The sequence below is a fragment of the Nonomuraea rosea genome, from assembly GCF_039539705.1.
Classification (GTDB): Bacteria; Actinomycetota; Actinomycetes; order Streptosporangiales; family Streptosporangiaceae; genus Nonomuraea; species Nonomuraea rosea.
In genome coordinates this window covers 411,320-433,227 of sequence record NZ_BAABDQ010000003.1, presented here as the reverse complement: position 1 = coordinate 433,227, position 21,908 = coordinate 411,320, and the positions used below count along the sequence as shown (strand labels likewise).

The 21,908-nt window shown below is 71.9% G+C and carries 24 protein-coding genes; 8 read left to right on the top strand and 16 right to left on the bottom strand.

Translation table 11 applies throughout. The annotated features are described in order from the left end of the window. The first annotated feature begins 110 nt into the window (after positions 1 to 110). Positions 111 to 368, top strand: a complete 258-nt coding sequence (locus tag ABEA43_RS09490; protein ID WP_345560328.1) for a UBP-type zinc finger domain-containing protein — start codon at positions 111 to 113, stop codon at positions 366 to 368. A gap of 7 nt (positions 369 to 375) precedes the next feature. On the opposite strand, the gene ABEA43_RS09485 is transcribed toward ABEA43_RS09490, so the two are convergent. Then, positions 376 to 1,953, bottom strand: a complete 1,578-nt coding sequence (locus ABEA43_RS09485; RefSeq protein ID WP_345560326.1) for a Na+/H+ antiporter — start codon at positions 1,951 to 1,953, stop codon at positions 376 to 378. Positions 1,954 to 2,034: 81 nt separating this feature from the next. Then, positions 2,035 to 3,243 carry a hypothetical protein gene (locus ABEA43_RS09480; protein WP_345560324.1) on the bottom strand — a complete coding sequence of 403 codons (1,209 nt, stop codon included), beginning with the start codon at positions 3,241 to 3,243 and terminating at the stop codon, positions 2,035 to 2,037. A 248-nt stretch (positions 3,244 to 3,491) separates the two neighbouring features. On the opposite strand from ABEA43_RS09480, the gene ABEA43_RS09475 reads away from it, so the two are divergent. Then, positions 3,492 to 5,486: an ATP-dependent DNA helicase gene (locus ABEA43_RS09475; RefSeq protein WP_345560322.1), complete on the top strand. Its 1,995-nt coding sequence runs from the start codon at positions 3,492 to 3,494 to the stop codon at positions 5,484 to 5,486. 174 nt (positions 5,487 to 5,660) lie between these two features. On the opposite strand, the gene ABEA43_RS09470 is transcribed toward ABEA43_RS09475, so the two are convergent. The 10 genes from ABEA43_RS09470 to bar form a co-directional block, all read right to left on the bottom strand. Then, positions 5,661 to 6,458, bottom strand: a complete 798-nt coding sequence (locus tag ABEA43_RS09470; RefSeq protein WP_345560320.1) for an SGNH/GDSL hydrolase family protein — start codon at positions 6,456 to 6,458, stop codon at positions 5,661 to 5,663. Then, a complete protein-coding gene (aroQ, locus tag ABEA43_RS09465; protein WP_345560318.1) occupies positions 6,455 to 6,889 on the bottom strand; it encodes a type II 3-dehydroquinate dehydratase in 435 nt (144 codons plus the stop codon). Before aroQ ends, ABEA43_RS09470 begins: the two co-directional genes overlap by 4 nt. After that, complete coding sequence (aroB, locus tag ABEA43_RS09460) at positions 6,886 to 7,956, bottom strand: 3-dehydroquinate synthase (RefSeq protein ID WP_345560316.1); 1,071 nt, start codon at positions 7,954 to 7,956, stop codon at positions 6,886 to 6,888. The genes aroQ and aroB overlap by 4 nt, the downstream gene beginning before the upstream one ends. Continuing rightward, on the bottom strand, positions 7,953 to 8,456 hold the full coding sequence (locus ABEA43_RS09455; RefSeq protein ID WP_345560314.1) for a shikimate kinase: 504 nt from the start codon (positions 8,454 to 8,456) through the stop codon (positions 7,953 to 7,955). Before ABEA43_RS09455 ends, aroB begins: the two co-directional genes overlap by 4 nt. Then, positions 8,453 to 9,634 carry a chorismate synthase gene (gene aroC, locus ABEA43_RS09450; protein ID WP_345560312.1) on the bottom strand — a complete coding sequence of 394 codons (1,182 nt, stop codon included), beginning with the start codon at positions 9,632 to 9,634 and terminating at the stop codon, positions 8,453 to 8,455. Before aroC ends, ABEA43_RS09455 begins: the two co-directional genes overlap by 4 nt. A gap of 43 nt (positions 9,635 to 9,677) precedes the next feature. After that, positions 9,678 to 10,262: a prepilin peptidase gene (locus tag ABEA43_RS09445; RefSeq protein ID WP_345560310.1), complete on the bottom strand. Its 585-nt coding sequence runs from the start codon at positions 10,260 to 10,262 to the stop codon at positions 9,678 to 9,680. Between the two features lie 67 nt (positions 10,263 to 10,329). Then, positions 10,330 to 10,866: an SseB family protein gene (locus ABEA43_RS09440; RefSeq protein ID WP_345560308.1), complete on the bottom strand. Its 537-nt coding sequence runs from the start codon at positions 10,864 to 10,866 to the stop codon at positions 10,330 to 10,332. A 33-nt stretch (positions 10,867 to 10,899) separates the two neighbouring features. Then, entirely contained in the window at positions 10,900 to 11,661 is a 762-nt protein-coding gene (locus ABEA43_RS09435) for an HD domain-containing protein (RefSeq protein ID WP_345560306.1), read from the bottom strand. Continuing rightward, complete coding sequence (locus ABEA43_RS09430; RefSeq protein WP_345560304.1) at positions 11,658 to 12,002, bottom strand: PadR family transcriptional regulator; 345 nt, start codon at positions 12,000 to 12,002, stop codon at positions 11,658 to 11,660. Before ABEA43_RS09430 ends, ABEA43_RS09435 begins: the two co-directional genes overlap by 4 nt. An 84-nt stretch (positions 12,003 to 12,086) precedes the next feature. Further along, on the bottom strand, positions 12,087 to 13,178 hold the full coding sequence (gene bar, locus ABEA43_RS09425) for a barbiturase (RefSeq protein ID WP_345560301.1): 1,092 nt from the start codon (positions 13,176 to 13,178) through the stop codon (positions 12,087 to 12,089). Between the two features lie 214 nt (positions 13,179 to 13,392). Between bar and ABEA43_RS09420 the strand changes: the two genes are divergently transcribed. From ABEA43_RS09420 to ABEA43_RS09410, 3 genes are all read left to right on the top strand, one after another. Beyond that, positions 13,393 to 14,061 (top strand): alpha/beta fold hydrolase, encoded by a 669-nt coding sequence (locus ABEA43_RS09420; protein WP_345560299.1) that lies wholly within the window; start codon positions 13,393 to 13,395, stop codon positions 14,059 to 14,061. 213 nt (positions 14,062 to 14,274) lie between these two features. Beyond that, positions 14,275 to 15,492: an FUSC family protein gene (locus ABEA43_RS09415; protein WP_345560298.1), complete on the top strand. Its 1,218-nt coding sequence runs from the start codon at positions 14,275 to 14,277 to the stop codon at positions 15,490 to 15,492. 20 nt (positions 15,493 to 15,512) lie between these two features. Continuing rightward, entirely contained in the window at positions 15,513 to 16,607 is a 1,095-nt protein-coding gene (locus ABEA43_RS09410) for an FUSC family protein (RefSeq protein WP_345560296.1), read from the top strand. 93 nt (positions 16,608 to 16,700) lie between these two features. Here the strand turns inward: ABEA43_RS09410 and ABEA43_RS09405 are convergent, their stop codons facing one another. Further along, positions 16,701 to 17,252, bottom strand: coding sequence for a peroxiredoxin (locus ABEA43_RS09405; protein WP_345560295.1), 552 nt, complete (start codon positions 17,250 to 17,252; stop codon positions 16,701 to 16,703). 91 nt (positions 17,253 to 17,343) lie between these two features. On the opposite strand from ABEA43_RS09405, the gene ABEA43_RS09400 reads away from it, so the two are divergent. After that, positions 17,344 to 18,264, top strand: coding sequence for a LysR substrate-binding domain-containing protein (locus ABEA43_RS09400; RefSeq protein ID WP_345560293.1), 921 nt, complete (start codon positions 17,344 to 17,346; stop codon positions 18,262 to 18,264). 54 nt (positions 18,265 to 18,318) lie between these two features. Here ABEA43_RS09400 and ABEA43_RS09395 read toward each other — a convergent pair whose 3' ends face one another. Continuing rightward, the gene (locus tag ABEA43_RS09395; protein ID WP_345560292.1) at positions 18,319 to 18,522 is read right to left on the bottom strand and encodes a CopG family transcriptional regulator; all 204 of its coding nucleotides are present in this window, start codon (positions 18,520 to 18,522) and stop codon (positions 18,319 to 18,321) included. 193 nt (positions 18,523 to 18,715) lie between these two features. On the opposite strand from ABEA43_RS09395, the gene ABEA43_RS09390 reads away from it, so the two are divergent. Next, complete coding sequence (locus tag ABEA43_RS09390; RefSeq protein WP_345560290.1) at positions 18,716 to 19,024, top strand: Atu4866 domain-containing protein; 309 nt, start codon at positions 18,716 to 18,718, stop codon at positions 19,022 to 19,024. Here the strand turns inward: ABEA43_RS09390 and ABEA43_RS09385 are convergent, their stop codons facing one another. Then, positions 19,025 to 20,041 (bottom strand): aldo/keto reductase, encoded by a 1,017-nt coding sequence (locus ABEA43_RS09385; protein ID WP_345560288.1) that lies wholly within the window; start codon positions 20,039 to 20,041, stop codon positions 19,025 to 19,027. It abuts the gene before it with no gap. Positions 20,042 to 20,122: 81 nt separating this feature from the next. On the opposite strand from ABEA43_RS09385, the gene ABEA43_RS09380 reads away from it, so the two are divergent. Continuing rightward, positions 20,123 to 20,671 carry a TetR/AcrR family transcriptional regulator gene (locus tag ABEA43_RS09380; RefSeq protein ID WP_345560287.1) on the top strand — a complete coding sequence of 183 codons (549 nt, stop codon included), beginning with the start codon at positions 20,123 to 20,125 and terminating at the stop codon, positions 20,669 to 20,671. A gap of 53 nt (positions 20,672 to 20,724) precedes the next feature. Here the strand turns inward: ABEA43_RS09380 and ABEA43_RS09375 are convergent, their stop codons facing one another. Continuing rightward, positions 20,725 to 21,891, bottom strand: a complete 1,167-nt coding sequence (locus ABEA43_RS09375; protein WP_345560286.1) for a pyridoxal phosphate-dependent aminotransferase — start codon at positions 21,889 to 21,891, stop codon at positions 20,725 to 20,727. Positions 21,892 to 21,908 lie beyond the last annotated feature (17 nt).

Sequence of the window (21,908 nt, the reverse complement as noted above, 5' to 3'; positions counted from 1 at the left end):
TGTGTGGCCTACGTCACTCCCCCCGATAGAGCACAATGTCCACGTTTGCCCGGCAGCCGACAAGGGCCCTGCCGAAAATCGACCGTCACTCTGGTCATAGGATTTCACGTATGGCAATTTGTGAGCATCTTTCCAAGGTCGGCGACCCGCCCGCGAAGACGCCGGAGGGTTGCGAGGAGTGCCTCGCCGCCGGCGGGCGGTGGGTGCACCTGCGGCGCTGCCTGGAGTGCGGCCACATCGGCTGCTGCGACTCCTCGCCCGCCAAGCACGCCACGGCTCACTTCCACTCCGCCGGGCATCCGGTGGTCCAGTCGTTCGAGCCCGGCGAGAGCTGGCGGTGGTGCTTCGCCGACAACCAGATGGCCTGAGGGCCGCCTATCGCTCCAGCAACGCCTCTTCGAAGTCGAGCTGGGACATCACTTCGCGCAGCACCTCGTCGTCGAGGCGGCGTTCGTCGCGCAGCCGTACGAAGACCCGGCGCTCGGCCTGGAGCATGTCACGGCGCAGGCGGCGGTAGAGGGCGCTCGGCGTCTCCGAGCCGCCCTGGCCGGTGCCGCCGCCCAGGCGTTCCCACGCGGTCAGCGAGCGCCGCCACGACTTCTCCCTGAGCTGGTCGATGACCTGCTTCTGGATCTCGTCGGGCTCGCCCTGCTCGGCGACCAGCCGCTCCAGCTCCGCCGTCCCCGCTTCGAGCGCCGCCTGCTGGGCCGCCGCCTCGGCCAGGCGGTCCTCGTACACCTCGCGCTCGCTCGACACCCCCAGCCGCCTGATCAGCGTCGGGAACGTGGTGCCCTGGATCAGCAGGGTGCCGATCACCGTGGTGAACGTCAGGAAGAGCAGCATCGCGCGGTCCCGCGCCGGGATGTCCGGCGGGATGGCGAACGCGGCCGCCAGCGACACCACGCCGCGCATGCCCGCCCAGCCGAGAATCACCGTCTGCTGTCTGGTCGGCTGCCCGTCGCCCTTGCGGAACAGCTGGATCAGCGACGTGGCGGCGAACACCCAGGCGAACCTGCTGACGATCGTCACCGCGAGCACCGCGGCCGCGTAACCCGCGACCTGCCAGGGGCTGTAGCCGGTGATGCCCTCGATCACCGTCACGAGTTGCAGCCCGATGAGCGCGAACACGATCGTCTCAAGGAAGAAGTCGGTGACCTTCCACACCGCGTCGGACACCAGCCGCGTGCCGAACCCCCGCAGGTGCATCCGGTTGCCCAGGTAGAGGCCCACGATGACCACCGAGATCACGCCGGAGGCGTGCACGGACTCGGCCGCAAGGTAGGCGGCGAACGGGATGAGCAGCATCAGCGTGTTCTCGACCAGCGAGTCGCGGGTGCGCTGGAACAGCCACGCGAACGCGAACGCCAGCACCAGCCCGATCAGCACCCCGCCCGCCGCCGCGTACAGGAACTCGCCGACGCCTTCGAGCAGGTCCACGGTGCCGCCCACGGCCGCCCCGATGGCCACCCGGTAGAGGGTCAGCGCCGTGGCGTCGTTGAACAGGCTCTCGCCGATCAGGATCGTCAGCGCCCGGCGCGGCAGGCCCAGCCGGCGGCCGACCGCGACGGCGGCCACGGCGTCGGGCGGCGCGATGATGGCGCCGAGCGCGAAGGCCAGCGCCAGCGGCAGGTCCGGCAGCAGCAGGTGGACGACGAACCCGACGACCCCCGCGGTGAACACCACCAGCCCGACCGACAGCAGCGCCACCGCCCGCTTGACGTCGCGCAGGCGCAGGTAGGAGCTGTCGAGCGCGGCCGAGTAGAGCAGCGGCGGCAGGAACACGAACAGCACCAGCTCCGGCTGCAGCGGCACCGCCGGGACCAGCGGGGAGACCAGCAGCCCAGCGGCCACCAGCAGCAGCGGGGCCGGCCAGCCCTTGCGCCGCGCGACCGCTGCGACGGCGATCGCTCCCCCGGCCAGCAGCAGCAGTTGCAGGCCCATGGTCGGATTCACCGGCGCTCCTTCTAGCTCAGCCCGATCACCTCAGCGAGGCAGCCTCGCGGAGAGCGTACAGGCCGGGTAGAAGCGGGCGTGTCACCACTCCCTGCGGTCGCTTCTCTCGTGGTAGTCCGGCTGCTCGGGGCGCAGGCGCTCGCCGGTGGAGAACATGGGGTCGCCGACATAGGGGCGCGACATCTGCACGTCGGTCTGCTGCGGGTACTGCTCCTGCCGGCCCAGTGCCAGCAGCGGGTCCACCGGGTTGGGCTGCTGCGGGGACTGGTAGCCCGCGTAGTCGTCGACCGGCGGCTGCGGCTGCCGCCGCTGCGGGGCCGAACGGGGCCGGCCCGCGCCGGGGATGCCGTGCATGGGTGTGCCGAGCCCGGCGGTGCTCTGGCCGGCCTGTTGCGGCTGTGCCTGCTGTTGCTGCTGGGGCGGGGCCTGCGGCGGGGGCGGCTGCTGGATGTAGTGGGGGCCGCTGAGCGGGTCGACGGCGTACTGTGCGCCGGAGTGGTATTGCGGCTCGGACCGGTACGGCGACTCGGGCTGGTACTGCGGCTCCGGCTGGTACGAGGGCTCAGGCTGGTACTGGGGCTGGGCGGCCTGGGAGGGGAAGCCGAGCGGGTCGGTGCTCAGCGGCGACGCCGACGGGCGGCGCTGGTCGCCCGGCAGCTGGTATCCGGGCTCGCTGTCGACGTATTGAGGACCGGTGAAGCGGTCGGGCTCGACGTAGTGGGGGCCGCTGAGCGGATCGGAGGTGTACTGGGGGCCGCTGAAGGGGTCGCCGGTGTACTGCGGCTGCGGGCCGCTGAGCGGGTCGGAGGTGTATTGAGGGCCGGCGAAGGGCGCCCCCCGCTCGCCGTAGGCCTGGGTGGCGTCCCTGGGACCCGTCGTCTCGCCGTACGAGGCCACCAGCTTGTCCTGGTGCGCGGGCGGAGCGCCCCTCGCCACGAGGACGTCGTTGGGCGCGAGGGCGGCCGTGGGCCGGTCATCGGGCTGCGGCGGTTGCGGAGCGTGCTGACCGGGCCGCTGATATTGGCCGGTGCCAGGAATGACCTCGGTGCCCGGGTCGTGCGCGGGCACGGCGGGCTGCTCGCCCGTGGCCTCCGCGAAACCGTCGTCAAGAGTGTCGAGCAACCGGCCGACATCCTCCATCGGCATGCGGAAGCTCGCTGTGCACATCTCTCCTCGCCACAGGCTGAGGACCAGCGTGCCCTCATGCCACGTGACGCGGAGGCACCGCTCCTGACCTCGTGCATCGAAGAAGACTTCGCCGAACGACGGCAACGGGACAACTTCCGACATGGCAGACATACTGCTTTAACCAGCCTTTATTCGTCCACTCAACCCCGGAAAACCCTACTTAACCGGCCTTCCCATCTACACCGAGAGCCCCTCTGGTCACGCCCTGTAAAGGACCAGTTGGAGTCCCGATCGCCCAGTGTGCCACGCGATCCGGCGCGACGATTCGGGAACGACGGGATGCGTCTGGCCGATCACGCGCCGTTCGGCGCATGGCTGAACGTGTCGCAGCGGGGCACGGTGGCCCCGGAATGCGGGTAGCGTTTACTGCCGTGCCGGACTCCCATCTCCCGTCAGTGGACGAACTGCTCAGCATCGCGGTCAACGCTCTCGGAGGGAGCGAACGGCAGGGCCAGATCACCATGGTCCAAGCCGTCCAGAAGGCCATCGACGACGAGGAGCATCTGGCCGTCCAGGCCGGCACGGGCACCGGAAAGTCGCTGGCCTACCTCGTGCCCTCGGTCCGGCACGCGATGGACAGCGAGACGCCCGTCGTGATCTCCACGGCCACGATCGCGCTGCAGCGCCAGCTCGTCGACCGCGACCTGCCGAGGCTCTCGGAGGCGCTGGGCAAGGAGCTGCCGCACGAGCCGACGTTCGCGATACTCAAGGGCCGGCGTAACTACCTGTGCCGCTACAAGGCGACGGCGGGCTGGCCCGAGGAGGACGAGCAGGACCAGCTCTTCGACCCGCGCGAGGTGAGCGCGACCGGCCGCATGGTGCAGCGCATCCAGGAGTGGGCCGAGGAGACCGAGACCGGCGACCGCGACGAGCTGGTGCCGGGGGTCAGCGAGCAGGCGTGGCGGCAGTTCTCGGTGAGCGCGCAGGAGTGCCTGGGCGCCACCCGCTGCCCGAGCGGGCCCGAGTGCTTCGCGGAGCTGGCCAGGGCGCGGGCGGGCGAGGTGGACGTGGTGGTGACCAACCACGCGCTGCTCGCCATCGACGCCATGGGCGACATGCCGGTGCTGCCCGAGCACGACGTCGTGGTCGTGGACGAGGCCCACGAGCTGGTCGACCGGGTGACCTCGGTGGTGACCGGCGAGCTGTCCGACACCTCGGTGGTGCTGGCCGTGCGCCGGGTCGGCCGGCTGATCGAGCAGCCGATCGCCGACCAGCTCATGGAGGCGGGCGAGGACCTCAAGGCGCTGCTGACCGCCGCGCCGCCCGGCCGCATCGACGAGATGCCGCAGGTGCTCGGCCTGACGCTGGCGCTGGTGCGCGACACCGCCTGGCGGTGCGTCACCGCGCTGGGGCCGCGCAACGCCGACAAGGACGACCCGGACAAGGCGGGGCAGCGCAAGGCGGCGTTCATGGCGCTGGACGACGTGCACGACACGGCCGTGCGCATGCTGGAGGCCTACGGGCACGACTCCGAGACCGACCGGGCCGAGGTGGTCTGGCTCGACTCGGGCAGCGACCGGCGCCCGCCCGCGCTGCGCGTGGCGCCGCTGAGCGTCAGCGGCATGCTGCGCGACAAGCTGTTCGGCGAGCGCACGGTGGTCCTGACGTCCGCGACGCTGGCCCTCGGGGGCACGTTCGACGGGCTGGCCGCGCAGTGGGGGCTCGGCGACAGCAAGAGCTGGCAGGGCATCGACGTGGGCTCGCCGTTCGACCACCCGCGGGCGGGCATCCTGTACGTCGCCAAGCACCTGCCCCAGCCGGGCCGCGACGGGCTGCCGCAGCAATACCTCGACGAGATCACCGAGCTGATCGAGGCGGCCGGCGGGCGCACGCTGGGCCTGTTCTCCTCGATGCGCGCCGCCAAGGCCGCCACCGAGGCGCTGCGTGAGCGGCTGGACGTGCCGCTGCTGTGCCAGGGTGACGACTCGACGATGCTGCTGGTCAAGCAGTTCGCAGAGGACGAGGCGACCTGCCTGTTCGGGACGCTGTCGCTGTGGCAGGGCGTGGACGTGCCCGGTCCCTCGCTGCGGCTGGTCATCATCGACCGGGTGCCCTTCCCCCGGCCCGACGACCCGCTCACCTCGGCCAGGCAGCGCCATGTGGCGGCCAAGGGCGGCAACGGGTTCATGGCGGTGGCCGCCAACCACGCCGCCCTCCTGCTCGCCCAGGGCGCGGGCCGCCTGCTGCGCGCCCAGGACGACAAGGGTGTGATCGCGGTCCTCGACCCGCGGCTGGCCACGGCCCGCTACAGCAGTTTCCTGCTGGGCTCGCTGCCGCCGTTCTGGCGCACCACGGACCCGGCCATCCCCCGCGCGGCCCTGAAGCGCCTCGCCACAGAAGGCTGACCCGGCTCTCGCGAGGTCCTTCGGCCGGGTCCGGCGCTCGCCAGGTCCTTCGGCGGGTCCGGCGTTTGCCGGGTCCGGCTTTCAGCAGGCCCAGCCGTTGCCACGGAGTCGCGTGCCGGGCGCCGTTGCGGCGCCCGGCCGGGTGCGGGTCAGCGGCCGTCTCCCTGGAGGCCCTCAGCCCCGGGCGGCGGGCGGTGCCGACTTGGCTCCGCCGTAACCGATGAAAGCCTCTAGGTCTGGGCGTTTCGGGGTGATGCCGTCGCCGGAGGAGACGCCGCGCAGGCGGCGGGCCACCCACGGCACCAGATGCTCGCGCAGCCACTGGGCGTCCTCGCGGCGCCGCGCCCGCGGGTCCACCGCCCGCTCCGGCCAGTCCATCCGCCAGTCCTCGAACGGCACCCCCAGCACGTCGAGCACCCGCGCCGCCACCAGCCGGTGGCCGTCCTCGTTCATGTGCAGCCGGTCCGCGCTCCAGGCCCGCCAGTCGCGCAGCCCCTGCATCGACCACTGGTCCACCAGCCGGCACCCGTAGAGGTCGGCGATCGAGCGCACGTGCAGGTAGAAGATGGCGAAGCGGCCGCGCAGCCGGCGCATCAGCGGCGTGTCGCGCGGGTCCACGCCCGTGAACAGCAGCACGTCCGCCCCGCCGGCCCGCAGGTCGCGGACGGCGCGGGCGAGCCGCTTGGCCATCACGTCGGGATTGCTGCCCGGCCTGAGCAGGTCGTTGCCGCCGGCGCAGAGGCTGACCAGGTCTGGGGCCATCTCGACGGCCAGCGGCACCTGCTCGGTGACGATCTGGTCGAGCAGCTTGCCGCGAACGGCCAGGTTGGCGTAGCGGAAGCTCGGGTCGTCGGCGGCGAGCCGCTCGGCCACCCGGTCGGCCCAGCCACGGTAGTGGCCGTCGGGGCCGGGATCGTTCAGTCCTTCAGTGAAGCTGTCACCGAGGGCGACGAAGGACTTGTAGTGCCTCATGAGGTGGGTTTCATCTCCGCGATAGCGTGCAGCGCAAGGACGTATGACTGTAGTCCGAACCCCGCGATGGTGCCCGACGCCACCCCGGCCACGACGGAGGTATGCCGAAACTCTTCCCTGGCCGCCGGGTTGGAGATGTGCACCTCGACGAGCGGGGCCGTGCGCTGGGCGATCGCGTCGCGCACGGCATAGGAGTAATGGGTGAAAGCGGCCGGATTGAGCACCACCGGGATGCGGCCGTCGATGGCCTCGTGGATCCAGCCGATCAGCTCGGCCTCGTCGTCGGTCTGGCGCACCTCGACGTGCTGCCCGAGCGCCCTGCCGGTGTCGCGGCACAGCGCGGCCAGGTCCTCGAACGTCTCGGCGCCGTAGACGTCGGGCTCGCGGGTGCCGAGCCGGCGCAGGTTGGGTCCGTTGAGGACGAGGATCATGCGGAGATCTCCTTGTACGCGGCTTCGAGCAGCTCTTCCGCGGGGCCTTCCAGCCGCCCCGGCCTGGCCAGGTCGTCGAGCACGACGAACCGCTGCTTGGCGCCGCGGTTCTTCTTGTCCAGGCGCATGTGGTCGCGCAGCCGCGGCCAGGCGTCGGCGCGGTAGGCGGTGGGCAGGCCGACGCTCGTCAGGATCGTACGGGTGCGCTCCACGAGGTCGGCGCGGCCGGCGAGCCTGGACAGCTCGGCGGCGTAGACCATGCCGATGGCGACGGCCTCGCCGTGGCGGATGGCGTAGTGCTCGTCGCGTTCGATGGCGTGGGCGAGCGTGTGCCCGTAGTTGAGGATCTCGCGCAGCCCCGCCTCGCGCAGGTCGGCGCCCACGACGTCGGCCTTGACCTGGATCTTGCGCTCGATCAGCTCACGGGTGTGCGGCCCGTCGGGCCGGGTGGCGGCCTCCGGGTCGGACTCGATGAGCGTGAGGATCGTGGGATCGGCGATGAAGCCGCCCTTGATGATCTCGGCCAGCCCGGCCACGTAGTCGGCCCTCGGCATGCTGGCCAGCGTGTCGAGCTCGCACAGCACGCCCGCGGGCGGCAGGAACGTGCCCACGAGATTCTTGCCCTCGGGCGTGTCGATGCCGTTTTTCCCGCCGACGGCCGCGTCGACCATGGCCAGCAGCGTCGTGGGCACGAGCACGACCTGGACGCCGCGCAGCCACGTGGCCGCCACGAACCCGGCCAGGTCGGTCGTCGCTCCCCCGCCCACGCCCACCACGGCGTCGGACCTGGTCACGCCGTAACGGCCGAGCGCGGACCAGAGCTGGGCCGCCACCTCGACGGACTTGGCCTGCTCCCCGTCGGGCACGGGCAGCTCGACGACCTCGTAGCCGGCCTCGGTCAGCGCCGCGCCGACCGGCCTGGAGATCTCCGGCAGGCTCGCCGGGTGGATCACCGCGACCGTGCGCACGCCGGGCTTGAGCAGCGTCGCCAGCTCGGCGAGCACGCCGGTGCCGACCACCACGTCGTACGGGCTGTCGCCGCGTACCTGGATCCGCGTGGCGGTCATGCGGGCAGCCCCTTCACGATCTCGTCGGCGAGCTCGGCCGGCTCGCGCTTGTCCGTGATCACCGTCACCACGGCCAGCCGCTCGTAGACGGGCCGCCGCTCCTCCATCAGCTTCTTGAGCTGGCTGCGCGGGTTGAGCACGAGCAGCGGCCTGGCGGCGGCGAGCCCGACCCGCTGGACGGCGTCGGCCAGCCCCACCTGCAGGTAGACGACGTGGTGGCCGTCGAGCAGAGCCTGCGTCTCCTCGTCGAGCACGGCGCCGCCGCCGAGCGACAGGATGCCCTCGTGCTCGGCCAGCGCCCGGCGCACGGCCTGGTGCTCCAGCGTGCGGAAGGCGACCTCGCCGTCCTCGACGAAGATGTCGGCGACGGGCTTGCCCGCCGCGGCCTCCACGTCGGTGTCGGTGTCGCGGAACTCGACCCCGAGCCGCTCGGCGAGCAGCCGTCCGAGTGTGGTCTTACCGGAGCCGGGCGGCCCGATCAGCACGGCCTTCGTCGTCATTTGATCACCATGGAAGAGAGGTATCCGGACAGGTTGCGTGCGACTTCCTCGACGGAGTCGCCGCCGAACTTCTCCAGCGCCGCGTCCGCCAGCACCAGCGCGACCATCGCCTCGGCCACGATGCCGGCCGCGGGGACCGCGCACACGTCGGAGCGCTCGTGGTGGGCCTTGGCCGCCTCGCCGGTCTTGACGTCGATCGTGGCCAGCGCCCTGGGCACCGTGGAGATGGGCTTCATGGCGGCGCTGACGCGCAGGATCTCGCCGTTGGTCATGCCGCCCTCGACGCCGCCCGCGCGGTTGGTGATGCGCTTGACGCCGTCTTCCGCGGTGTACTCGATCTCGTCGTGGGCCCCTGAGCCGGGCCTGCGCGCGGTCTCGAAGCCGTCGCCGACGGCGACGCCCTTGATCGCCTGGATGCCCATCAGGGCCGCGGCGAGCTTGGAGTCGAGCCTGCGGTCCCAGTGCGTGTAGCTGCCCAGGCCCGGCGGCAGGCCGTAGGCGAGGACCTCGACGACGCCGCCGAGCGTGTCGCCGTCCTTGTGGGCCTGGTCGATGACGGCGACCATCGCGGCGCTGCCCTCGGGGTCGTGGCACCTGACCGGGTCGTCGTCGATCCTGGCCAGGTCGTTCGGCCCCGGCAGGGTCTCGGCCGGGCTGCGGGTGCCGCCGATCTCGGTGACGTGGCTGACGATGTCGACGCCGAGCGCCTGCTTGAGGAAGCGCCTGGCGACCTCGCCGAGCGCGACGCGGGCCGCGGTCTCGCGGGCGCTGGCCCGGTCGAGCACCTGCCTGGCGTCGTCGAAGCCGTATTTCTGCATGCCCGCCAGGTCCGCGTGGCCAGGGCGCGGGCGCGACCTGGGCGCGTTGCGCGCCAGGCCCTCCAGCTCGGCGGGATCGACCGGGTCGGCCGCCATGACCTTCTCCCACTTGGGCCACTCGGTGTTGCCGATGCGGATCGCGACCGGGCTGCCCATCGTGCGGCCGTGGCGTACGCCGCCGGCGATCGTGAGCTCGTCCTGCTCGAACTTCATCCGGGCGCCGCGGCCATAGCCGAGCCTGCGGCGGCGCAGGGCCTCGTCGATCGCGGCCGTGGTCACCTCCACCCCGGCCGGGAGGCCTTCGAGGATGGCGACGAGTTCGGGCCCGTGGGACTCTCCGGCGGTCAACCAGCGCAACATGCCTCCAAGTCTTCCACGTGCCGCCTAGTGGGATGGCCAGCGTTCACCAGCCGAGACAGAGCACCGTGAACGCTCCGAGCAGCATGAACGGCCCGAACGGGAACTGCGTCTGCCTGGTCCCGCGCCTGGTCAGCAGGAGGGCGAGGCCGTAGAGCGCGCCGAGGAGCTGGCCGCAGAACGCCGCGACGACCCACGCCTGCCACCCGAGCGCCGCGGCGGCCATCCCGATGAGCCCGGCCAGCTTGACGTCCCCCAGGCCCATCGCCTCCGGCCGGGCGAACCACAGCAGCCCGTAGATCGCCGTGAGCGCCACCCCGCCGGCCAGCGCCCGCGGCAGCTCTCCCGTCGGCACAAGCGCCAGCGCCATGATCGGGTACGCCGGCAGCGTGATCGCGTCGGGCAGCGTGCTCGTACGCCAGTCCACGACGGCCAGTGCCGTGCCGATGACGGCGAAGCACACGTACGGGAGCCCCAGCCGCCAGGCGACCAGCGCGGTCACCGCGGCGGTCACCAGCTCGACGGCGGGCGGCCATGGAGGCACGGGGGCGACGGCGCCGCCGTAGGAGTCGGCCAGCGCCCTGATGGCGCGTCCGCAGAACAGCCCGAGCACCGCCATGAGCGCGACCACGAGCAGACCCTAGACGCGCCCTGCCACGTCCGCCGCGCCGATGACGGAAAAGGTCTCGTACGGCGAGTCACTTGCGGTTCTTCGAGAACCACCAGCGGCGCACCGGGGCGGGCTCCACCCTGGCGACGGTCACGCCGGAGAGCTGATCGACGGTGCCGGACTCGACCGCCGCGAGCGCCGCCAGCACCTCCCCCTCGATCACGAACTGCACGGGCCCCGCCACGTCCACCACGACCGCCGCCGCCCGCTCCTGCACGGCGGCCTGGCACACCTGCAGCGTGGTGGCCTGGATCGGCCGCGCGTCGGGCCGCCACCTGACCATCGTCTCGGTCCCCGTGAACGCGAGCACCGCCTGCCTGCCGTCCTGCCCGACCAGCTTCGGCAGCGCCATCTCGCTCTCCTTCTCCTGCCGCAGCCCGTGCGCGCCGACCTCGGACTCGGTCAGCAGGGCGACGACGGGGACGAGGAGTCTGGCGCCGCTCAGCGCGTTCAGCACCTCGGCGGGGCCGGCCGCGCCGGCGTCGTAGGCGGCGAGGGCGGCGGAGACCGCGGCGGCGGCGCTGCCGTCGTCGTGGGGATCGAGGGGTCGGGGAATGCTCGGCACAGCGTACGAGCCTATCCGGGCCGGCGTACGGCCCTACCGTCGCAGGGTCCTGGCCATCCGCGGCATTCCGGCGACCAGCCGGGCCGCGAACCCCAGCCGGGCCCTCCTGCCCGGCAGCGCGTGGAGCTCCCCGAGCCACTCCTCCAGCCACCGGCCCCGCGCCCCGGCGGGAAGCAGGATCGCCACGGCGCTGATGACGCCGAAGGAGGCCCGGATTCCGCCGCTCTCCGGCAGCTTCGCGGCGCACAGCCCGGACAGGCCCGCGGCGGCCAGCCGCCGCAGCTCCTCCTCGACCTGGACCAGCCCCAGCCGGGCCGCGACGGGGGCGGCGACGTCCAGCGTCTCCCGGCACTTCACCCGCTGCCGATCCTCGGGCAGGAAGCGCATCGTCCGCTGGTTGTGCAGCCGGTCGGCCAGCTTCAGCGTCAGCACCCGCTCGTCGGTGGCGGTCTCCCAGTCCGGCGGCCTGCGCCCGGGATGTTCAAGCGCCAGCAGGCCGCGCAGCATCCCCACGACCTGCTCCCCGAACTCGGCGACCAGCTCCTCCTCGGGACAAGCGGTGTCATCCAGCACGTCGTGCAGCAGCCCCGCGCAGATCATCTCGTGGTCCATGCCCAGCTCGGCCAGGATCACGGCGACGGCCACGGGGTGGGTGATGTAGGGGTCGCCGCTGCGGCGCCGCTGGTCGCGGTGCCAGTACGCGGCCAGCTCGTACGCGCGCTCCACCAGCCGCAGCCGCTCGCCGCTCAGCCCGTCACCGGCGGCCGACAGCAGCGGCCCGAGCGCGCCGGTCACGACCCGCCTCCCGCCACCGGCCCGGGGCCGAGCCGCCAGCCGGGGGCCGGTCGTCTCCGCTGGGCCCTGGCGATCGCGGCCCGGCTCCGCACCGCGCCGTCCGGCGTGATCCGGTAGTAGCGGCGGCGCGGCCGTCCCTCCCGCACGTGCGTCTCGGGGTCCTCCCACCGGCTCTCCACCCAGCCCGCCTGCTCCAGCCTGGCCAGGATCGGGTAGAGCGTGCCGCTCGGCAGCCCCGCCAGCGCGCACAGTTCGAGGCCGTAGTGCTCGTGGCCGGGGCCGTTCAGCAGGACGTGGAGCACGGCCTGGGTCGGCGTGGTCATCCGGGGACCGCTCTGCATGGCTCGTACTCTACATAGGTAGAGATAGCGCGGCATATCGCCGTTCCGCGACAAGCCTGTCGCGGAACGGCCGGACCCTCCTCGCTACTCCACCGCCGAGATGGCCGCCACCGGCCCGCCGCCGGACGGGCCCTGGTGCACGGCCGCCACCGAGACGAACACCGCAGGATCCCCCGTGACCGCCGCCGCCACGCCGCCGACCGTGGCCTTGATCTGCCGGTGCCAGTGCACGTCGGAGTCGTCCAGCATGATGTTGCGCCGCCCTCGTACGCGTCCGGACGGGTCGGCCTCGCACTTCATGAAGACGTTCACCAGCCGCCCCCCGAGGTCCGACGAGTGGGGGCGGTCGGGCAGCGGCAGGCCGGAGTCCCTGATGGCCTCCCAGATCCCGTCGGCGTCGAGGGCGTCCTTCATGACGCTGTGGCCGATGCGGTAGCGGCCGCCGATCCCGCGTACGTTCCCCACCAGCACGATCTGCGCCCGGTCCAGCTCCACCCCGGACGAGCAGGAGGCCACGGACGAGTACAGCGACAGGTCCTTGTGGATCTGCCCGGCCTCCGGCATGTCGATCTCGCCGAGGGCGACGGCGATGCCGAGGGCGGTGGTGGAGTTCGACAGGTCCATGGAGGGGCCGGTCTCCTCGATGGCGGTGTCCTGGCCGCGGCTCTTGGCGTCGGTGATGGTGGCCAGCGTGAGCAGCGGCGTCTTGGTCTGCACGTAGTGGACGTCGCGCGGGTCGTCGATCCCCGCGATCTTCATGGCCTCGCGCACCCCGGCGGCGACCTTCTCCACCATGGCGGGACGGCCGATGTCCTCGGGCAGGATCACCTCGCTCATCGCCACGCCCACGGACAGCCGCGGCTCGTCGGACGCGGGCGCGTCGGCGGTGGTGGCGAAGATGGTGGCGTGCGGGCTGAGCACGCCGTCCGTCCCGCCCGACCACACCAGCGGTACGTTCTCCGGCGCCGGGTGCCCGTGCTCGGCCAGCACCTCCCTGAAGGCGCGGTCGGCGAGGATGCGGGTGTAGTCGTTCACGCCGCCGTTGCCCTCGGTCTTGCCGACGACGGCGAGCACCCTGTGTGCCTCGATCACCCCGTCGGCGATGAGCCGTGAGAGGCCCGAGGCGTCCGTGACGCTCTCGATCGGCACCTTGCGCACTTCGATCGGGTCCGGCATTCGACGCCCTTTCCTCCGCACCGGTTCCCCCTGTCCTGGCGACGCTAGCCGAGCCGGTCAGAGGTGTTCATGGGCAATGTCTGCCCACGAACGGCGTCCGCGATGTCAATGTGCGCTCAGCCGTCCTGGGGGCTCGCGTCTCCGGCTGCCGGAACGCCGGATCCGCGAGAACGGCGCGATCGCGGCCGGAGGGGACGGCGGTAGGGTCGCGGATGTGATTCGCGAAGCGCACGTAAACGGGATCAAGCTCGTATATCGCGAGGAAGGCGATCCGGCCGCGCCGCCGTTGCTGCTGATCCACGGCCGTACCGCCGACCACAACGACTGGAACGGCATCACCCAGCACTTCGCCGCCCGCCACCACGTCTTCGCCATCGATCTGCGCGGTCATGGGGGCAGCGACCACCCTGGGGAGTATCCGCTGCCCGAGATGGCCGAGGACGTCGTCGCGCTGCTCGACCACCTGGGCATCGAACGCGCCACGCTCATCGGGCACTCGCTCGGCGGCGTGGTGTCGTACCACCTGGCCACGAACCATCCCGAGCGGGTCGAACGGCTCGTGCTGGAGGATCCGGCGCCGCCGCTTCCGCTCGAAGGGCGCGCGCCCCTCGTTGAGGACGGCTCCACCGCCTTCGACTGGCGGATGATGCACGACACCGAGCGGCAGTTGCTGAACCCGGATCCGGCCTGGCTCGACGGGCTGGGGAAGATCACGGCGCCGACGCTGGTGATCGGGGGCGGGGAGCTGAGCCCGTTCGACTCGGCGGGGGTGGCCGCGCGGATCCCGGGGGCGGAGTTCGTCGTGATCGAGGTCGGCCACCTCGTCCACGTCAACGGCCGCCGGCCCTTCCTCCAGGCGGTCGACACCTTCCTGAACCGCTGAGCCCGCCGCCTCAGGACATCCTCCCGCCACAGCCGCAGCCGGCCAGGCTGAGCGGCCCTCTGGGACGGCCGGACCCGACACCTCAGGCGACGTGGCCGAGCGGCGTCCCGGAACGGCCGGACCCGGTGCCTTGGGGCGGCCGGGCCGAGCGGCATCTCATCCCGCTGTAACCCCTGTGTCACGTGACCACGTCAGGGTAGGTGCGTGGTTGACATGCAGATTCACCAGCGCCTGACCAGGCTGCGGCTGATGGCGCCCACGATCGGCCAGTGTGCTGCCGGCGCCGCGCTCGCCTGGCTCGTGGCCAAGGACCTGCTCGGCCACCCGCGCCCGTTCTTCGCGCCCATCGCCGTGGTCGTGTGCATCGGCGTGGGGCTCGGCCAGCGGTTCCGGCGGGTGGTCGAGCTGGTCGTCGGGGTCAGCCTGGGCATCGGCGTGGGCGACCTGCTCGTGGCGCGGATCGGCTCGGGCGCCTGGCAGATCGCGCTGGTGGTGGCCCTCGCGATGGCCGCCGCGGTGCTGCTCGACAGCGGCTCCCTGATCGTGCTCCAGGCCGCGTCGTCCGCGGTGCTCGTCGCGACCCTTCTGCCGCCGTCCGGCACCGGCGGGGTGGACCGGATGCTCGATGCACTGGTCGGCGGCCTCATGGGCTTGGCCGCGGTGGCCCTGCTGCCCGCCAGCCCGTCGGCGCTGGCGACGAGGCACGCGACGGGGATCTTCGGAGCGCTGGCCGACGCGTTGCGGCGGATCGCGGAGGCCATCGAACGGTCCGACTCGGCGCTGGCCGGCGAGGCGCTGGCGGAGGCCCGTACCAGCCAGGCGAGCGTGGAGGAGTTCAAGCAGGCGCTGGCGACCAGCAGGGAGATCGCCACCCTCTCACCGCTGCACCGCCATCGCCGCGCCAGGCTGGAGGGCTACGAGAAGGCGTCCGTGCCGCTCGACCACGCGCTCAGAAACGCCAGGGTGCTGGCCAGACGGGCCATCGTGGCGCTCGACGGGTCGAGCCGGCTGCCACCCTGGCTGCCTGCCGCGCTGCGCGAGCTGGCCGACGCCACGCTGCTGCTCCGGGAGGAGCTGGCCGCCGGCCGCACACCGGAGGGGGCCTGCGCGGCGATCCTGTCGGTGGCCTCCCGGCAGAGCTCGGAGCGGTGGGGGTTCTCGGCCGACGTCATGATCGCCCAGCTCCGATCGATCATCGTGGACCTGCTCCAGGCCACCGGCACCGAGCGCGAGGAGGCCGTGGCCGCCCTACCGCCCCTGGACGTCCCCGACGAGGATCCCCGCCCCAGCACCCCCGGTGGGGAGCGACCTCCTGAGGGGACCGGCACCCCCGATGACGTGCGGCTCGACGAGGAGAAGGACTTAGTCTTGGCCCATCAGACAGCCCGGCAAAAGGGCGTTGATGGGGCAAATGTGACCTCAGCGTCATAAAGATCCGCCAAGGTGGAGGGGTGCGAACGAGGCTCAGCGATCATGTGAAGGAACGGCTGGGCACGTTCAGCTTGATGGCGCCGTCCATCGCGCAGTGCGCGGTCGGCGCCGCTCTCGCCTGGATCATCGCGATGCAGTTGCTCGGCCATCCAAGCCCGTTCTTCGCGCCGATCTCCGTGCTGATCTGCGTGGGCACCGGTCTGGGGCAGCGGCTGCGCAGGGTGGCCGAGCTGGTGATCGGCGTCAGCCTCGGGGTGGGTGTGGGCGACCTGCTGGTGGGCTGGATCGGCTCGGGCGCGTGGCAGATCGCGCTGGTGGTGGCGCTGGCGATGACCGTCGCCGTGCTGCTCAACAGCGGAGCGTTGTTCGTCGCGCAGGCCGGGTCGTCGGCCGTGCTGGTGGCCACACTCGTGCCGGGCGACGGGGCCGGAGGGCTGGACCGGATGGCCGACGCGCTCACGGGCGGCGTCATCGGGATCGCGGCGGTCGCGTTGCTGCCCGCGAGCCCGTTCGCGATCGCGGCCAAGCACCTGTCGGGGGTGCTGGACGCGCTGTCCACGGTGATGGAGCAGGCTGCGGAGGCGATCGAGAAGCGGGACGTGGATCTGGCCGCCGAAGCGCTGGAGGAGGCGCGTACGACGCAGGCTGCGGTGGAGGAGTTCGAGGCGGCGCTGGAGACCAGCAAGGAGATCACGATGATCTCGCCGTTGCACTGGCACCGGCGCGCCCGGCTCGCCCGTTACGAGACCGCCGCCGTGCCCGTGGACCTGGCGCTGCGCAACGTGCGGGTGCTGGCCCGGCGGACGCTCGCCGCGCTCGGCGAGGCCAGCCCGCCGCCGGCCGCGCTGGCGGAGGCGATGCGCGAGGTGTCGGAGGCGGCCCTGCTGCTGCAACTGGAGCTCGGCGCCGGGCGCGAACCGACGCTGGCGCGGCAGGCCCTGCTGGCGGTGGCGGCGCGCGAGCGGCCCGAGGGGCTCGGGTTCTCGGCGCACGTGATCATCGCACAGCTGCGTTCCGTGGTCGTCGATCTGCTGCAGGCGACCGGGATGGACCACGAAGCGGCCACCGAGGCGCTGACCCCACTGGACGAGCCTGGCGGCCCTCAGACCGGGTGAGGCCGCCCGGCTTGAGGTGGCCGACGCTCGCCGGACCGACCCAGCGGGCCGTCAGGCTCGGGTGAGGCGGCGCCGCCTTGAGGTGGCCGTTGGTTACTGGGCCAGTAGGTGCTGGGCGTCGAGGCCGGACTCGCCCTTGCTCCAGTTGCAGGGACACAGCTCGGCGGACTGCAGGGCGTCGAGGACGCGCAGGACCTCCTCGACGTTGCGGCCGACAGAGCCGGCCGTCACCATCGTGAACTGGATCTCGTTGTTCTGGTCCACGATGAACGTGGCGCGCTGCGCCACCCCGTCCTCACCGAGCACGCCGCAGGCCTCCGACAGCTCGCGCCTGAGGTCGCTCAGCATCGGGTACGGCAGGTCGCGCAGATCGTCGTGGTGCTTGCGCCAGGCGTGGTGGGCGTATTCGGAGTCGACGGAGACACCGAGCACCTGGGTGTCACGGTCGGCGAACTCACCGTTGAGCCGCCCGAACGCGGCGATCTCGGTCGGGCACACGAACGTGAAGTCCTTCGGCCAGAAGAACACGACGCGCCACTTGCCCTCGTAGGTCTTGTGGTCGATCGCCGCGAACGCCTTGCCGGGGTCGAGGTCGACGCAGGCCGTGAGCTCGTATTCGGGAAAGTGGTCGCCGACGGTGAGCACGTTCTTTTCTCCTTCAGAGAGCGGTTCGGGCCCATTGGGGCCGACACTTACCATTGATTGGAGATAGCGGATTATGGGATGGATTTGAGAGGTGATTCCTATCAGTGAGCCCAGGCCAACCCTAGCTCAGCTGCGCTCATTCCTCGCGGTAGCCGAGCAGTTGCACTTCAGGGAGGCGGCTGCGGCTCTGGGGGTGAGCCAGCCCACGTTGTCCGGAAATATCGCGTCATTGGAGGAGCTGCTCGACAGGCGGCTGCTGGAGCGGACCACTCGGAAGGTGCTGCTCACCCCGGCTGGGGAGCGGGTCGCCGAGCACGCGCGGCGCGTGCTGGTGGCGGTCGAGGACCTGATGGGCGAGGTCGCGAGCGGGCCTTTCGGCGGATCCGTCGCGCTCGGCGTGATCCCGACGGTGGCGCCGTACGTGCTGCCTGTGCTGCTGCCCATGTTCGCCCGGGGCTTTCCCGAGCTGAAGGTGGCCGTCCGCGAGGCCCGGGCCGAGGTTCTTGTGGAGGACGTTCGTGCGGGGCGCCTGGATCTGGGCCTGCTCGCGCTGCCTGCGAAGACCGGCCTGGTCGAAACGCCGCTTTACGAGGAGGAGCTGCTGCTGGCGCTGCCCCGTGACCATCCTCTGGCGGCCGGCTCCGTGCCGCTGCCTCGCGAGGCGCTCAAGGGCTTGGACGTCGTACTGCTGGACCGGGGTCACTGCCTGCGCGATCAGGTCGCCGGCGTGTGCCGCGAAGCCGGCGCCGAGCCTGTGGCCATGACGTACGCGTCCAGCTTGGAGACGCTGGTGCAGCTGGTGGCGGGCGGGCTCGGGGTGACGCTGCTGCCGGAGCCGGCGGAGGCGAGCGAGCGGGGACGCCTCGCGCTGCGCCGCTTCGACGCCCCCGCTCCGGGGCGGACGATCGGACTGGTCTGCCGGGCCGGGCAGCCGGCGGAGTTCGGACGGCTGGCCGGCGAGATCCGCGACGCCATCCGGCGAGCCAGGCTGCCGGTCACGATGACGCCGTGAACCGAGCTCCGCCTTCCGCGAGCTTGAGAACCTGCTCCAGCGTGAGGTAGCGGGTCATTCGCCGAGCCTGTCCAGCACCGGCCGCCAGCGCTCCCTGGACTTCGCGCCCAGCCGGCGGACCTCTTCGTCGGCGGCGGGCCGTGACAGGTATTCGTCCACAGCGGCCGGCACGATCTGCCGCATGCTGCGGCCTTCGAGCTCGGCGCGCTCGCGGAGGGCCTCGGTCTGCTCGTCGGTCAGGCGAGGGGTCTCGGTCATGCCCCCATCGTAGGAAGTGGTGGTGTCACGGCGACACCACTTCCGGCTCATGGTGGGTGTGCTGCTCCTAGGAGGAGCGCGGTCTTATCCGGCCTCCGTGAGCTGGGCAGACTCGGGGTTGCCGGCGCACGGGAGGTGCGGCGGCGGCCCCGCCTCGCGTGGGGCGGGGGTCACACCATGGAGGTTCTGAGACGTGATCGGAAGAGTGCTGTTCGTTCTCGGCGTGTTCGCCACGATGGCCGCCTGCGCCGACGGGAGCGGGGCGGCGGAGCATCCGTACCTCGGCATGTGGGTGACCGCGGACGGCCGCATCCGGCAGGAGCTGTTGCCCGGCGGCCGGTACGAGGAGGCGCGCGACGGCCGCGAGCGCGCCTACACCGGCCGGTACACCGTCACGGGCAGCCACCTCGACTACCACGACGACCTGGGGTTCACGGCCACCGGTGACGTTCGTGACGGGGTGCTGTACCACGAGCACCTGGTCCTGTACCGGGAGAGGTGATCAGCGGGGGACGAGGTGGAAGAAGGAGCCGTCCATCGGGCCGGTGTCCTGGTGGGAGATCTCGTCCAGCCGGGACATCGCCTCGTCCGGCAGGTCCAGCTCGAACGCCGCCAGGTTGCCCCGCAGCTGCGCCACCGAGCGCGGGCCGAGCAGGATCGAGGTCACCCCCGGCCGCCGGGCCACCCAGGCCAGCGCCACCGCGGCCGGCTCGGCGTCCAGCTCCGCGGCGACCTTGACCAGCTCCTCGGCGATGCCCAGGTTGCGGTCGTTGAGCAGCGAGCCGGCCCACCGGTTCGCGCCGGGCAGGGAGAGGCCGAGCAGCCGGCCCATCCGGCTGTCCGGGTCGGGGTCCTCGCCGTGCCGGTAGCGGCCGGTCAGCACGCCGCCGCCGAGGGCCCCGTACGCGATCGTGCCGATCCCGTGGCGCTCGCAGGCCGGCAGGATGTCCGCCTCGATGACGCGCTGGACCAGGGAGTACTGCGGCTGCAGGCTCACGAACGGGGTGCCGCCGACGCGGGCGGCCGCCCACTGCGACTCGACGAGCTGGGTCGCGGTGAAGTTGGAGCAGCCGAGGTAGCGCACCTTGCCCGCGCGGACGAACCCGTCCAGCGTGGCCATGGTCTCCTCGATCGGCGTCACGGGGTCCCACTGGTGGCACTGGTAGAGGTCGATGTAGTCGGTGCCGAGGCGGCGCAGGCTGGCGTCGAGCGCCCTGGTGAGGTGCCGCCGCGAAAGCCCGCGGCCCTCGGGCCCCACCGGCATGGCGCCCTTGGTCGCCAGGACGACCCATTCGCGCCTGCCCTTCAGCGCCCGGCCGACGATCTCCTCGGTCTCGCCCCGGTGGTAGAGGTCGGCGGTGTCGATGAAGTTGCCGCCCGCGTCGAGGAACGCGTCGATGATCCGGCCCGCCTCGGCCTCGTCGCTGGCGGCCAGGCCGTACTCGGTGCCGAAGTTCATGGTGCCCAGGCAGGCTCTGGAGACGCGCAGACCGGAGCGGCCCAGGTTCAGATGGTCCATGGGGATCCCCTAGAATCGGAATGTGTGTTCCGGTTGGACGATACGGAACACTCGTTCCGGTTGTCAATCAGGAGGACCGCCATGCGTGCCGACGCGCAGCGCAACCGTGCCCGTGTGCTGGACGCCGCCGAGGTGGTGCTGGCCAGGGACGGCCTGTCCGCGTCGATGCGCGAGATCGCCGAGCTGGCCGGGGTGGGAGTGGGCACGATCTACCGCCAGTTCCCCACGAAGGAGGCGCTCTACCAGGCGATCGTCCAGGACCGGATGCGGCGGCTGGCCACGCGGGCCGGCGAGCTGGCGCAGGCGGCGGACGCCGGGGCGGCGTTCTTCGAGTACTTCAGCACGATCGTGGCGGATTCGACGGTCAAGAAGGTGCTGGTCGACGCCCTGGCCGCCTCGGGGATCGACGCCAAGGCGGGGGCGCCCGACATCAAGGCGCCCATCGAGACGCTACTGGTGCGGGCGCAGGAGGCGGGGGCGGTCCGGGGGGATGTCGGGATGGAGGAGCTGCTGGCGTTGCTGAGCGCCGCCTGCCTGGCGGCGCAGCACAACAACTGGCGCGACGATCTGCGGGCGCGCACGCTCGCGGTGGTCTTCGACGGCCTCCGCCCGGCCGCGTCGCCCCGTTGACGCTCCGAACGGCCCCCGGATCACGGAAGGTCAGGCCCCGGGGCCGCGGGAGGTCAGGGTGAGAGGTGCTTCAGCCTGGTCACGGCCTCGTCGATGACCTCGTCCTTCTTGCAGAAGGCGAACCTGACGAAGTGCCGACCGCGCTCGGCGTGGTCGTAGAACACCTGCGTCGGGATGGCCACCACCCCGGCCAGCTCCGGCAGCCGTCGCGTGAGCTCCAGCCCGTCGGTGAAGCCCAGCGGCCGGATGTCGGTCTGTACGAAGTACGTCCCCGACGGCCTGAGCACCTCGAACCCGGCCGCCGACAGCCCCTCCATCAGCCGGTCGCGCTTGTCCTGGAGCCCCGACCGCAGCGCCGCGACCCACTCCAGCTCGTGCCGCAGCCCGTACGCCACCGCGACCTGCCACGGCGCGCCGGCCGTGAACGTGAGGAACTGCTTGACCGTCTGCACCGCCGTGACCAGCGCGGGAGGGGCGCACACCCAGCCGGTCTTCCACCCCGTGACCGAGAACGTCTTGCCCGCCGACGAGATCATCACCGTGCGCTCCCGCATCCCCGGCAGCGTGGCCAGCGGGATGTGCTCGACCCCGTCGAACGTCAGGTGCTCGTACACCTCGTCCGTCACGGCGATCAGATCGCGCTCCCGGCACAGCTCCGCGATGACGGTCAGCTCCTCCCGGGTGAACACCGTGCCGGTCGGGTTGTGCGGCGAGTTGACCAGAATCGCCCGGGTGCGGGGCGTGACGGCGGCGCGCAGCTCCTCGGGGTCGAACGTGAAGCGCCCCGCGACCGGCCGCATCGTCACGGCCACCAGCCGGGCCTGGGCCAGCGCGATCGAGGCGGCGTAGGAGTCGTAGTAGGGCTCGAACGCGATCACCTCGTCCCCGGGCTCGCACAGCGCGAGCACGCTCGCCGCGATGGCCTCGGTCGCGCCCACCGTCACCAGGATCTCGCCCGCCGGGTCGTAGGACAGCCCGTAGTGGGCCTGCCGGTGCTCGGAGATCGCCTGCCGCAGCTCCAGCACGCCCGGCCCCGGCGGATACTGGTTCGCCCCCGCCTCGATCGCCTGGACCGCGCGGTCGAGCATCGCCGCGGGCCCGTCGGTGTCGGGAAAGCCCTGGCCGAGGTTGATCGATCCGGTCTGTACGGCGAGCGCGCTCATCTCCGCGAAGATCGTCGTGCCGAAGTCGCGCATCCTGGTCACAAGTGGTTCCGTCACGGCTCCACACTATTAGT